The sequence below is a fragment of the Methylobacterium sp. WL120 genome, from assembly GCF_008039465.1.
Taxonomy (GTDB): Bacteria; Pseudomonadota; Alphaproteobacteria; order Rhizobiales; family Beijerinckiaceae; genus Methylobacterium; species Methylobacterium cerastii.
Window position 1 is genome coordinate 1 of record NZ_VRUT01000035.1, and the last position, 12751, is coordinate 12751.

General features: G+C 71.8%; 8 protein-coding genes and 2 pseudogenes. 2 read left to right on the plus strand and 8 right to left on the minus strand.

The features are described 5' to 3' along the window. From FV229_RS09230 to FV229_RS09240, 3 genes and pseudogenes are all read right to left on the minus strand, one after another. A pseudogene (locus FV229_RS09230) lies at positions 1-217 on the minus strand (transporter); the annotation flags it as partial. Positions 218-497: 280 nt separating this feature from the next. Continuing rightward, a complete protein-coding gene (locus tag FV229_RS09235) occupies positions 498-1196 on the minus strand; it encodes a gamma-glutamylcyclotransferase (protein ID WP_147751678.1) in 699 nt (232 codons plus the stop codon). 60 nt (positions 1197-1256) lie between these two features. Then, positions 1257-1613, minus strand: a complete 357-nt coding sequence (locus FV229_RS09240) for a hypothetical protein (protein WP_147751700.1) — start codon at positions 1611-1613, stop codon at positions 1257-1259. 399 nt (positions 1614-2012) lie between these two features. Between FV229_RS09240 and recO the strand changes: the two genes are divergently transcribed. Beyond that, positions 2013-2738, plus strand: coding sequence for a DNA repair protein RecO (gene recO, locus FV229_RS09250; RefSeq protein ID WP_147751679.1), 726 nt, complete (start codon positions 2013-2015; stop codon positions 2736-2738). Between the two features lie 45 nt (positions 2739-2783). Then, positions 2784-5030 carry a DNA topoisomerase IV subunit A gene (gene parC, locus FV229_RS09255; protein WP_147751680.1) on the plus strand — a complete coding sequence of 749 codons (2247 nt, stop codon included), beginning with the start codon at positions 2784-2786 and terminating at the stop codon, positions 5028-5030. Positions 5031-5287: 257 nt separating this feature from the next. On the opposite strand, the gene ada is transcribed toward parC, so the two are convergent. From ada to mgtE, 5 genes and pseudogenes are all read right to left on the minus strand, one after another. After that, on the minus strand, positions 5288-6349 hold the full coding sequence (gene ada / locus FV229_RS09260) for a bifunctional DNA-binding transcriptional regulator/O6-methylguanine-DNA methyltransferase Ada (protein ID WP_348644178.1): 1062 nt from the start codon (positions 6347-6349) through the stop codon (positions 5288-5290). Between the two features lie 164 nt (positions 6350-6513). Continuing rightward, a pseudogene (locus FV229_RS27995) lies at positions 6514-6909 on the minus strand (DNA-3-methyladenine glycosylase 2 family protein); the annotation flags it as partial. Between the two features lie 87 nt (positions 6910-6996). Then, entirely contained in the window at positions 6997-10749 is a 3753-nt protein-coding gene (locus tag FV229_RS09265; RefSeq protein WP_187275104.1) for a PAS domain S-box protein, read from the minus strand. Positions 10750-10846: 97 nt separating this feature from the next. Further along, entirely contained in the window at positions 10847-11176 is a 330-nt protein-coding gene (locus tag FV229_RS09270) for an Hpt domain-containing protein (RefSeq protein ID WP_147751683.1), read from the minus strand. Positions 11177-11297: 121 nt separating this feature from the next. After that, positions 11298-12698 carry a magnesium transporter gene (gene mgtE, locus FV229_RS09275; RefSeq protein ID WP_147751684.1) on the minus strand — a complete coding sequence of 467 codons (1401 nt, stop codon included), beginning with the start codon at positions 12696-12698 and terminating at the stop codon, positions 11298-11300. Positions 12699-12751: the final 53 nt, after the last annotated feature.

Here is a 12751-nt window from a genome sequence, read left to right on the forward strand (position 1 = left end):
GGACCGGGATGTTGATCGCGGTGTCGGCGCCGAAGGTGGCGTCGGGCCGGCGGTAGATGAAGGTGTTGATCGCGTAGACGCCCTCGGGCAGCGGCGCGCCGGTGGCCAGGCCGACCTGCTCGCCGGGAATGGTCGTCGTCTGCGCCTGCGCGGTCGAGACGGCCAGGAGGCCCGTGACGGCGGCGAGGCCTGCGACGATCGCGGTGCGTAACGACATGATGGATCTCAAGGTTGGAAGCTCGTGGGCGGCGGCGCGAATCATCGCGGCGGCGGTTGCCCGTTCTGTCTAACCGAGAATGATCGTCTTGCACGCCACGATGAACTCTGTTGAGCGCGGTTAATCGCACCCGTTGCATTCACAGCACACGCGAACCCGTTCTTAATGGTTCGTTAACCTGGGGCCGTCGCGCGATGTGCAGGTTGTTGCAGTGCGTGATCTCGCGCGTCGCAACCCACGACGCCGTCTTCGGCCGTGACGCCCCCGATGCCGACCATCTCTACGGTGCGTCTGCGCCAGCCTCGCCGGCGCGCAGCCGATCGGCGACCAGGGCCTGCAGGGTCCACAGGTGCCGGTCGCGGATGCCGAGCGCCTCGCAGGCCTCGACCGTGCGGAACAGGTATTCGGCGCTCGGCCCGAGGTGCCCGCAGGCGGTCGCGATCCGGTCGGCGATCTCGGGCTCGGTGAGGCGGCCGGAATAGCGGTCGCTGGCGCGGTTCACCAGGAAGGTCAGCGCCGAGACGGTGCCGGCCTCCGTCGCCACCGGCAGCCAGCGCGCGACGTAGCCGCGCCCGCGCATCTCGCGGCGCCACACCGGCATCAGCGTCTCGCGCAGGTTGGTGCCGGGCAGCCGGAACGCGACGCCGCGGCAGGCGCCGCCACGGTCGAGCGCCAGGACGAAGCCGGGTCGCTCGGGCGTGCCGCGGAACCGACGCTGCAGCAGGCAGAACCGGCGGTGGAAGCCGCGCACCGTGCCGATCCGGCTCTCGGCGAAATCGAATTCCGGGCGCCACATGAGCGAGCCGTAGGCGAACACCCAGAGGTCGCCGCCGCCGGCGCGCTGCGCGATGATCGCGTCGAGGCCGGGCTTCAGCTCCTCGTCGGTCATCACCTGCAGGGCCGCGGCGTCGTCCGGCACCGGCACCGCGTGGGCCCGGCCGATGAGGTCGAGGGAGAGGGCGAGCGGCGCGTTTCGCATCGGTCCGGGGGAGCAAGGACGGGGCCGGGACAACCCGGCTCGGCCCCCCATGGTGCCGGATTAGGTCCCGGACTTGGTGTTCGACAGCGTGTCCAGCTCCGCGAACGGCTCGGTGCGGTGGCCCTGGCAGACCTCGTCGTCGTCGATCGCCGTCAGCGTGTCGGCCGCCTTGTCCTGGCGGACCACGACCTTCGGGCGCTCGCCCTTGCCGAAGCTGCGACCCTTCATGTGGCTCGACACGCAGTACAGCGTGCGCCCGCCATCCTCGAACGGCCCCGCGATGCGGCTCGATTCAAACCGCACCGGCAGCAGCGAGACCGATCCGAACGCCACCTGCCGCAGGGCGAGCGCGGCGATGCGCTCGCGAATGGGTTTCGCCGACGCGGTCGCGGGGGCGGGCGCCTCGCCGCGCGCCATGCAGCCGGAGAGCGCGAGGGCGACGGCGAGCGTGGCGGTTGCCGCCCGGAGCGGTCGGTCATCGAACGCCGCCGGTCGCTTTCCTCCCCCCTCTGCGGGGGAGGGTGGGCCTCGCGTCAGCGAGGGTCGGGAGAGGGGAGTGCCGTATCCGGAAACGCCGCTCCCCTCTCCCGACTTAGCTCGCGGCCCACCCTCCTCCGCAAAGGGGGGAGGGGGCGCGGCGTGGCGGCTTCGACGGAGCGCGCATACGCGCAAGCGCCGGAAGGCGGTCAAGGTATTCGATATCCGCAGAAGCACCCCGACCTCCCCACGCCTAGCCTCGTTCAATGCTACCGCGGCTTTCAGTCCTAGCAAACGCGAACTCTCACGCCGCGCACGGAAATCCCCTAAGGTGGGGCGATGCAATGGACCGATGACGCGCTGGTGCTCGGCGTGCGCAGGCAGGGCGAGACCGGCGTGGTGCTCGAGGCGATGACCCGCGCGCACGGGCGCCATCTCGGGCTGGTCCACGGCGGGCGCTCGCGCCGGATGCAGCCGGTGCTGCAGCCCGGGAACCTCGTGCGCGCCACCTGGCGCTCGCGGCTCGACGAGGGCCTCGGGGCGTTCGCGGTCGAGCCGCTGGATTCGGCGCTGTCGCGTCTGATCGGCTCCGGCCTCGCGCTCTACGGCGTCGGCCACCTCGCGGCGCTGCTGCGGCTGCTGCCCGAGCGCGATCCGCATCCCGAGCTGTTCGAGGCGGCCCGCGTGCTGATCGCGCACCTGCACGACCGCACGGTGGCGCCGGTGCTGATGGTCCGGTTCGAGCTGGCGATCCTGGCCGAACTCGGCTTCGGGCTCGATCTCGGCGCCTGCGCCGCCACCGGCGGCAACGACGCCCTGATCTACGTCTCGCCGAAGAGCGGGCGCGCGGTCAGCGCCTCGGCGGGCGAGCCCTATCGCGACCGCCTGCTGGCGCTGCCGGCCTTCCTGCGCGACGGCGGGCGCCTGGAGGGGCCGGACGACGTGCGGAATGGCTTTACCTTGACCGGCTACTTCCTCACGCAGCACATCTGGGGTCCGCGGGCACTGCCGACCCCTGAGGACCGCACACGATTCGTCGCGGCCGGCCTGGATGCCGAGCGCTGATGTTCGTGTTATGTTCCACGTGACACGTATGAGAACGGAGCCGTGATGGGCCAGCCCTTCGAGCCGCCGACCGGGGACGGCATCGAGAGCGTGGAGCTGAAGTCCGCGCTGGAGGAGCGCTACCTCGCCTACGCGCTCTCCACGATCATGCACCGGGCGCTGCCCGATGCCCGCGACGGGCTGAAGCCGGTGCACCGCCGCATCCTCTACGGCATGCGGCTGCTGCGGCTCGACCCGAACACCGCGCACAAGAAGTGCGCCAAGATCGTCGGCGACGTGATGGGCGACTTCCACCCGCACGGCGACCAGGCGATCTACGACGCGCTGGTGCGGCTGAGCCAGGACTTCGCGCAGCGCTACCCGCTGGTCGACGGGCAGGGCAACTTCGGCAACATCGACGGCGACGGCCCTGCCGCCTACCGCTACACCGAGGCGCGGCTGACCGAAGTCGCGCGGCTGATCCTCGACGGGTTCGACGAGGACACGGTCGACTTCCGCCCGTCCTACAACGGCGAGAAGGACGAGCCGTCGGTCCTGCCGGCGGCCTTCCCGAACCTCTTGGCCAACGGAAGCCAGGGCATCGCGGTCGGCATGGCGACGTCGATCCCGCCGCACAACGCGGCGGAGCTGTGCGACGCGGCGCTCTACCTGATCGCCAACCCGGCCGCGACCTCGGCCCAGCTCGTCAGCTTCGTGCAGGGGCCGGACTTCCCCACCGGCGGCATCCTGATCGATTCGGCCGAATCGATCGCCGAGGCCTACCGCACCGGGCGGGGCGCCTTCCGCGTGCGCGCCCGCTGGACCAAGGAGGACCTCGGCCGCGGCACCTGGAACATCGTCGTCACCGAGATCCCCTACGGCATCCCGAAGGCGCGGCTGATCGAGAAGCTCGCCGAGCTGCTGCAGGAGAAGAAGCTGCCGCTGCTCGCCGACGTGCGCGACGAGTCGGCCGAGGACGTGCGCGTGGTTCTGGAGCCGCGCTCGCGCAGCGTCGACCCGGTGATCCTGATGGAATCGCTGTTCCGGCTGACGGAACTCGAAGCCCGCATCCCGCTCAACATGAACGTGCTGGTCGGCGGCCTCGTGCCCCGGGTGATCGGGCTCGCCGAGGCGTTGCGCGAATGGCTCGACCACCGCCGCGTCGTGCTGCAGCGGCGCTCGCGCAACCGCCTCGGGCAGATCGAGCGCCGGCTCGAGATCCTGAACGGCCTGCTCATCGTCTACCTCGACCTCGACGCGGTGATCCGCATCATCCGCGAGGAGGACGAGCCGAAGGCGGCGCTGATGGCGCATTTCGGGCTCACCGACGTGCAGGCCAACGCGATCCTCGACACGCGGCTGCGGAGCTTGCGCAAGCTCGAGGAGATGGAGCTGAAGCGCGAGCTCGACACGCTGACGAAGGAGAAGGACGGACTGGAGGCGCTGCTCGGCTCGGACGCCGCGCAGTGGAAGTCGATCACCCAGCAGGTCCGCCAGGTGAAGAAGACCTTCGGGCCCGACACCAAGCTCGGCGCGCGCCGCACGACCCTGCAGAACCCGCCCGACACCGCCGGCATCGACTTCACCGCCGCGATGGTCGAGCGCGAGCCGATCACCGTCATCGTCTCCGACAAGGGCTGGATCCGGGCGCTGAAGGGCCACGTCGCCGACCTGTCCGGCGTCGCGTTCAAGGGCGACGACCGGATCAAGATCGCCTTCCCGAGCGAGACCACCGCCAAGATCCTGGTGCTGGCCTCGAACGGCAAGGTCTTCACTCTCGACGCCTCGAAGCTGCCGGGCGGACGCGGCTTCGGCGACCCCATCCGCCTGATGGTCGACCTCGACGACGGCACCGAGATCGTCGCGGCCTTGCCCTACCGCCCGGAGACCCGCCTGCTGATCGCGGGCTCGGACGGGCGCGGCTTCCTCGCGCCGGCGGACGCGCTGGTCGCCAACACCCGCAAGGGCAAGGGCATCCTGAGCCTGGACGGCGACGCCAAGGCAGTGGTGCTGGTGCCGGCCGAGGGCGACCACGTCGCGGTGACGAGCTCCGACAAGCTGCTGCTGGTCTTCCCGATCACCGAGCTGACCGAGCTCGTCCGCGGCAAGGGCGTGCGCCTGCAGCGCTGCCGCCAATCGAGCCTGGTCGACGCCTGCGTCTTCCCCCTCGCCGAGGGCCTGCCCTGGCGCGACGGTTCACCCGAGGGCCGCCTCGCCCAGCAGAGCGTGCTGGAGAAGTGGATGGGCCACCGCACGGATGCCGGGACGCTGATGACGCGGAGTTTCCCGAAGTTCGAGCGGTTCGGGAAGTAGGGCGAAACATCGAATGCCGCTCGGCGGCGGCTTTCCCTGACCGGCCACGTCCATCCCCTCGCCCCGCTGGCGGGGAGAGGGCTTCGGCGACCTCGTCGTCGCCGAAGCGCGGCGGCAGCCGAAGGTGAGGGGGGCCGAAGCAGCCTCGTCCTGAGCCGCCCCCTCACCGTCGCTCCGGCTACGCCTCTCGCTTCCCGGCTGCACGACGGGGTGCAGCCGGGCCTCTCCCCGCGCGCGGGGAGAGGGGAACCCGCGGCTCAGGCCTTCACCGGTTCGACCCCTTCTCGAGCGAGCAATGCGCGCTTGCGGTCGATGCCCCAGCGGTAGCCGGAGAGGGCGCCGTCGGCGCGGACCACCCGGTGGCAGGGGATCGCGACCGCGAGCGCGTTGGCGCCGCAGGCGCGGGCGACCGCCCGCACCGCCGCCGGCGTGCCGATGCGCGCCGCGATCTCGGCGTAGCTCGCGGTGGTCCCCGCCGGGATGGTTCGCAACGCCTCCCAGACCCGCTGCTGGAAGGCGGTGCCGCCGATGTCCAGGGGCAGCGAGACCGGGCGGGACGGTGTTTCGACCAGGCCGACCACCTGCGCGACCAGCGCCGCGAAGCCCTCATCGGCGCCCGCGAGCGCCGCGTTCGGGAAGCGGTCTTCCAGGTCGCGCAGCAACGCATCTGGGTTGTCGCCCAGCAGGATCGCGCAGATGCCGCGGGTCGTCGCCGCGACGAGGACCGCGCCGAGGCTGCACGCCGCGACCGCGAAGCGGATCGTCTCGCCGGCTCCACCCTTGCGGTAGGCGGCCGGCGTCATGCCGAGGCGTGCCCCTGCGTAGAACCGGCTCGCGGCGCCGTAGCCCGCTTCGTACAGGGCTTCCGTGACGCTGGCCGCGCCTGGCAATGCTTTGGCGACACGCTCGGCGCGACGGGCCGCACCGTAGGCCCGCGGCGTGACGCCGGTGGCCGCCTTGAACACGCGGTGGAAGTGGAACGGGCTCAACCCGGCGGCGTGGGCGAGGTCGTCAAGGCTGGGCGCGGTCTCGGACTCGTCGATCAGACGGCAGGCGCGGGCGACGGCCTCCGCGCGGCGGGTCTCGCGCGACGCCTCGTCAGGCCGGCAGCGCCGGCACGGGCGGAAACCCGCCGCCTCGGCTGCCTCGCAGGTGGGGTGGAAGGCGACGTTTCGGGGAAGCGCCGCGCGCGACGGGCAGCTCGGGCGGCAATACACGCCGGTGCTGCGCACGGAGTAGACGAAGCGGCCGTCGAACGCGCCGTCGCGGGCGGCCACCGCGGCATGGCGAGCGGCATCCGACAGGTCTGCGGGGGACACGGTTCCCAACGTCGGCATCGCGACCTCTCGGGTGGTGGGAGCCGGATCGGCTCCCTGTGCGTGCCTCGGAATGGCGCGTCTCGGTGTTCCCGGCATCCCGTCCCTTGCTCTCGAATCCCGCGGCGGCATCCTGCGCAGGGAGGGCGCCCGGCACAAAGCGCCGAACGCGCGGCATCCGCCACCCAGAGATGCATCGCCGCGTAGGCGCGATAGGGTCGCCACGCCTCCGCCCGCCGAAGAAGCTCGGCAGGATTAGGGCGCCCGGCGCCGACGTCGAGCGCCCGCATCAGGCCGACGTCGCCGCCGGGTAGGGCGTCCGCCGCGCGTAGGACGCGCATGGCGATGTATTGCGCCGTCCACGGCCCGAGGCCGCGGGTCGCGGGGAGGCGGCGGACCGCTATGGCGAGGTCCTGTCCCGGCGCGAACAGGTCCGGCTCGGCGAGGCTGGATTCTGCGAGCGCCCGGATCGCGGCGCCCCGCGCGCGCGGCATGTCGAGCATCTTCGCGACATCCGTCGCGGCGACGGCCTCCGGGGAGGGGAACAGATGGCTCAGCCCCGGGCCGGCGGCCGATTCGAGCGGCATCCCGCCTTCGTCGGCGTTCCGGCCGGCGAAGTCTTGGCGCGTCGGCGTCATCCGCGACGCGGATCAGCCGGCCGCCCGCCGCAACGGCTCGGCGTCGCGACCGGGCAACCAGCGCGCGATGGTGTCGTAGAGGACCGCGCGGTCGAACGGCTTGCCGACGTGGTCGTCCATGCCGGCCTCGCGGAACTGGCGCACCTCGGCGGGCAGGACGTTGGCCGTCATCGCGATCACCGGCACGTTCGCGCAAGCGCCCTTTAGGCGGCGGATCATCCGCGTCGCGGTGATGCCGTCCATGCCCGGCATCTGGACGTCCATCAGCACGAGGTCGAAGGCGCCGTCCTCCACCGCCATCACGGCGGTGGCGCCGTCGGCGACCACCTCGACGGTGTGGCCGGCGGCCTCGAGCACAAGGCGCGCAAGCTCCTGGTTGATCTCGACGTCCTCGACGAGGAGGATTCGCCCGGTCGCCTGGGGCGCGGCGACGGGCAGCGCGGCGATGGCGGCGGCGACGTCGGCGGCACGGGGAAGCGTCACCGTGAACCAGAAGGTCGAGCCCTCGCCGTCGTCGGAGGCCACGCCGATCGTGCCGCCCATCAGCTCGACGAGGCGGCGGCTGATCGCGAGGCCGAGCCCGGTCCCGCCGAAGTCGCGACCGACCGAGTTGTCCACCTGCGAGAAGCGTTCGAACAGCCGGTGCTGCTTGGCCAGCGGGATGCCGATGCCGGTGTCGGTCACGCTGAAGCGGACGGTCTCGCCTGCATCCGTGGTGCCGGCATGGCGCACCGCCAGGGTGACGCTGCCGCGCCGCGTGAACTTCACCGCGTTGTTGAGGAGGTTGAGCAGGATCTGGCGCAGGCGCGCCTCGTCGCCCAAAAGGCTCCGCGGCAGGTCGGGATCGATCCGGGCGATCACGGACAGGCCCTTGGCGGCGGCCAGCCCCCGCACGATCGAGAGCCCGTTGTCGGCGAGCGCCGCCGGCGCGAAGGCGCGCTGTTCCAGGTCGATCGCCCCCGCCTCGACCTTCGAGAAGTCGAGGATGTCGTTGACGACGGTCAGCAGGGCCGAACCCGAGGAGCGCGCCAGCTCGGCGTGGCGCCGCAGGTCCGGCGCCAGCCGCTCGGCGCGGGCCAGCAGGTCGGTGAAGCCGATCACCGCGTTCAGCGGCGTGCGGATCTCGTGGGACATCGCGGCGAGGAAGTCGGTCTTGGCCAGGCTCGCGCGCTCGGCCTCCAGGCGCGCCGCCTCGGCTGCGGTCTTGGCCGCCTGCAACGCCAGCTCGGCGTTCTTGCGCTCGGTGGCGTCGAGGTTGAGGCCGATCACCCGCACGGCGCGGCCTGAGGGATCGTAGTAGGCGCGGCCGAAGCATTGCAGCCAGCGCACGACGCCGTCCTCGCCCGCGACCCGGACCTCGGTGACGAAGGTGCGACGCGACGTGATCGCCTGCGAGGCGACCGAGAAGGCGTTCTCCCGGTCCTCCTCCACCACCAGGGCCTTCCATGCCTCGATCGACAGGTGCAGGGGTTGCGTCGTCGACACACCGTGCAGCCGCGCGCTCTCGGGCGAGAGCATGACGGTGCCGGCCACGAGGTCGAGGTCCCACGAGCCGGCCTCGGCCGCGTCCTGGGCGAGGCGCAGCAGGTCGCTGGTCTCCTCCAGGGAACGCCGCGCCGCGATGATCTCGTCGATGTCCAATGCCGTGCCGAGCCAGCCGACGACCGCACCCGCCTCGCGGATCGGCATCATCACGATCTTGTGCCAGCGGTAGGCGCCGTCGTGCCGGCGCAGACGGCCCTCGACCTCGTGGCCGCGCTCCTCTCGAATGGCGGCGGCGCAGGCCGCGTCCATGCGCGCGGCGTCGTCCGGGTGGTTGGCGGCGCGCCTCTCCGCCAGGCCGGTGCCGATCGAACCGTAATACGCCTCGAAGCGCTGGTTGACGTAGGCCGCCCGGCCGTCCTCGGCCCGCATGATCCAGACGAGCTGCGGCAGCGTGTCGGCGAGCGCACGGTAGCGCGCCTCGCCCGCCCGCAGGGCGTCCTCGGCCTGGTGGCGCGCATCGATGTCGCGCACCGAGGCGACGAACCCGGCCGGCTGCCCGGCGGCGTCGCGCACGAGGCGCCACGAGCCCTCGACCCAGAGGTAGGCGCCGTCGCTCCGGCGCAGGCGATAGCTCGCGACCGCGGTCTCGGCCTCGCCCCGCGAGAGGCGGCCGACCATGGCGGTGAGGGTCGCCACGTCGTCCGGGTGGGCGTCGTCCTCGGGACGTGTGCCGACCATGTCCTGCGGCGACCGGCCGAGCAGGGCGTGCGAGGCCGGCGACGCGTAGATCCGCCGGCCGTCGCGATCGACCTGGACGATCATGTCGCTGGCGTTGTCGGCGAGCAGCCGGTAGCGCGCCTCGCTGCGGGCGATCGCCTCCTCGGCGCGGCGCAGGTGGGTGATGTCGCGCACGCTGACGAAGACGCGGGCGACGCGGGTGCCGCCGGCTTCGCGCAGGGGCACGAGGATCACCTCGAAGCGATGGGTTCCGTCGCCGTGGACCCGTTCCTCCGCGCGCCGCAACGGTTCGCCGGAGCGGATGACGCCCTCGATGTCGGCCCGCACGATCGCCGCGATCCCGGGCTGCATCACGTCCTCGGGGACCTTGCCGCGGACCTCCTCGGGCAAGCGCCCGATCAACGCCGCGGCGCTCGGGTTCAGGGTTTCGAGGGTGAAGCTGCCGTCGGCCGCGACGGCGTGGACGAACAGGTGGTCGGTGGCGTTCTCGAACACGCCGCGGAACAGGGTCTCGGCTTGGCCGAGCGCACGGTGGGTCTCGACCAGCAGCCTTTCGCGCCGGCGCCGGCGTTCGAGTTCGCTGAGCAGAAAGAGGCATCCGAGCAGGATAACCGCGCTCGCGGCCACGCCGACCGCCAGCGCGTTGCGCCGCTCGGTGACGAGCGGCGCGAGCACCACGTCCACCGACTTGCCGACCGTGACGACGAGCGGCAGGTTCTCTGTGGTGCGATAGCCGAAGATCCGCGGGCGCCCGTCGAGGCCGCTCGCGATTTCGTAGACTCCCGCGGGTGCGTCCGCGAGCCTCGCGAACAGGCCCCTGCCGTCCGAGCGCAGCGTCAGGTCGCGCTCGTACATGCCGGCCATCGCCGGCTCGCGGATGCGGACGTAGCCGTCGCGCCCGAACAACCCGACGACGGAATCCGCGCCGACGTCGAGCGCCTTGAAGCGGCGGGCGAGGTAGTCCGGGTCAACGGCCACCATCAGGACGCCGCCGAAGCTGCCGTCGGGGCGGGTGAGGCGGCGGGCGAGGTTGAACGTGAACGTGTCCATCAGCCGGCCGCGGATCGTGCGCCCGACATAGAGGCCGGCATCGGGGTTGTCCGCCAGCGCCCGGAAGTAGGGCCGGTCCGCCACGTTGGTCTTGCTGAGGGCGGAGGGCACCGCGTCGCGGGTGGCCACGAGGTCGCCGTTCTCGTCGAAGATTGCGATCTGGCGCGCGCTCTCGGCGAGCATCGTCGCGCGCTTCGACCAGGTGGCGAAGTCGAAGGCCTTGGGGTCGTCGGCGTAGTCGGCCTCGATCAGGCGCATCACCTGGTCGACGCCCTCGATCAGGCGCGACACCTGCTCGGCGAGCGCGATCGACAGGTTAAGCACGTCGCGCCGCGCCTGGACCACCTCGCCCGCGCGGCGCTGGTCGAGGTGGAACAGCAGGCCGAGCCAGACGAGGGCGAGGAACACGAGGCCGCCGGCGGCCACCAGCGCCTGCGGCAGGCGCCCGGCGAGGCGGCTCGGCGACGGATCGGCCGCCCGGCGTCCCGTCATCTCAGACGTTCCCAACATCATTTCGCCCGTTCCGAGGCCTGGTCCGCGGAACCGTGGCATACCGATCGTGACGAAACTGAATACGCGGCGCGCGGTCTCAGTGCGTCTGCGCGGCGTCTTCCAGCGCGCGCACGGTCTCGTCGCGGAGCGCGCGGATCTCGGCCAGCGCCGGCGCGAGGTCGCCGCCGCCCTTGGCCTGCGCCTCGAGGGTGCGGCAGGCGCCGGAGAGCCGCTCGCAGCCGAGCATGCCCGACATCGAGATCAGGGTGTGCGCTTCGCGCGCGACCGCGCCGGGCTCGCGGCTGTCCTTCGGGAAGGCGGTGCGCAAGCTGTCGGTGAAACGGACGAGCAGCCGCTGAAGCTTCTCGGCGCCGATCACGCCGCCGAGGTCGTCGAGGACCGGGCGGCTGAGCAGGGGCAGTGTCACGGGCGCGCTCCGGGCGTCTCGGCGTTCAGGCGTCGTCTTCGCGGGCGACGCGCGCCCTACGTCGGCGCAGAGGGTGAAGTTTCCCTCACCGATCCATCGCAGGCGTCGCGGGCGCAATCCGTCAGAGCAACGTACCGCGCAGGATCAGCAGCGCCACCGAGAAATAGATCACCAGGCCGGTCACATCGACCAAGGTGGCCACGAAGGGCGCCGAGGCGGTCGCCGGATCGAACCCGAGCCGCTGCAGCAGGAACGGCAGCATCGAACCCGAGAGGGAGCCGAAGGTGACGATGCCGACCAGCGCCCCGCCGACGGTTGCCGCCACCAGCGGCCAGTGCTCGCCGTAATCGTACAGGCCGGTCTTCTGCCAGATCGCGATGCGGACGACGGCGATCACGCCGAGGATGGCGCCGAGCACGAGGCCGGTGGGCAACTCCCGCAAGGCCACCCGCCACCAGTCGCGTAAGGAGATCTGATGCAGGGCCAGCGCCCGGATCAGCAGCGAGGTCGCCTGGCTGCCGGAATTGCCGCCCGAGCTCATGATGAGCGGGATGAACAGCGTCAGGACGATCGCCTTCTCCAGCTCGCCCTCGAAGCCCTGCATGGCGGAGGCCGTCAGCATCTCCGACAGGAACAGGGCGCAGAGCCAGCCGGCGCGCTTCCGGATCATCGTCATGAAGCCGATGTCCATGTAGGGCTCGGGCAGAGCCTCCATGCCGCCGAAGCGTTGCACGTCCTGGGTCTGCTTCTCGACCATGGCGTCGATCATGTCGTCGACGGTGACGATGCCGATCAGATGGCCGACGGCGTCGACCACCGGCAGGGCGAGGAGGTCGTATTTCGAGATCAGCCGGGCCGCCTCCTCGCGGCTCGCCGTCGGCGACACCGCGAGCGGCCGGCGGCCGGCGGCGACCGAGAGGACGTTGTCGTCGGGGTTGCCCGAGATCAGCCGACGCAGCGGCACGGCCTTGGTCAGCGCCCGGGTGCGCGGGTCGAGCACGAAGATCGCGTAGATGGTCTCGCGGGTCTTCTCGACGCTGCGGACGTGGTCGAGGGTCTGCGCCACCGTCCAGGTGCCGGGCACGGTGACGAACTCGGTGGTCATCAGCGATCCGACCGTCTCCTCGCCGTAGGCGCTGAGCCGGTCCACGGCGCCGCGGGTCTCGGCGTCGAGGCGCGCCCGCAGGTCCGAGCGCCCGGGCTCCTCGATCTCGCGGAACACGTCGGTGACCCGGTCTGCCGACATGCCCGACAGGAAGGTCGCCACCCGGTCACGCGGGAGCATCTCGATGATGTCGGCGGCGTCGTCGAGCTCGGGCTGGTCGAGCACCTCGATCGCCCGGTCGTGCGGCAGGCCGAGCAGGATCGCGGCTGCGACCTCGGGGGCCTCGGCGTTCAGCGCCTCGACGATGTCGGGCGCGCGCTCGTCCGAGAGGCGGGCGGCCAGGACGGAGGGGTCGACGCGCGGATCGATCGGCGCGACCGCGTCCGGGACCGGCGGACGGGAAACCTGTTGAACCATGGGCCTCGCCTCGCGGGCTCGGCGGCGCGCCCTACGGCACCGGCCGCGACCGG

Coding starts and splice junctions, on each gene's coding strand:
- FV229_RS09235 (WP_147751678.1), bottom strand. CDS start 1,196: ATGCGAAACGCGCCGCTCGCCCTCTCCCTCGACCTCATCGGCCGGGCC.
- FV229_RS09240 (WP_147751700.1), bottom strand. CDS start 1,613: ATGGCGCGCGGCGAGGCGCCCGCCCCCGCGACCGCGTCGGCGAAACCC.
- recO (WP_147751679.1), top strand. CDS start 2,013: ATGCAATGGACCGATGACGCGCTGGTGCTCGGCGTGCGCAGGCAGGGC.
- parC (WP_147751680.1), top strand. CDS start 2,784: ATGGGCCAGCCCTTCGAGCCGCCGACCGGGGACGGCATCGAGAGCGTG.
- FV229_RS09265 (WP_187275104.1), bottom strand. CDS start 10,749: ATGACGGGACGCCGGGCGGCCGATCCGTCGCCGAGCCGCCTCGCCGGG.
- mgtE (WP_147751684.1), bottom strand. CDS start 12,698: ATGGTTCAACAGGTTTCCCGTCCGCCGGTCCCGGACGCGGTCGCGCCG.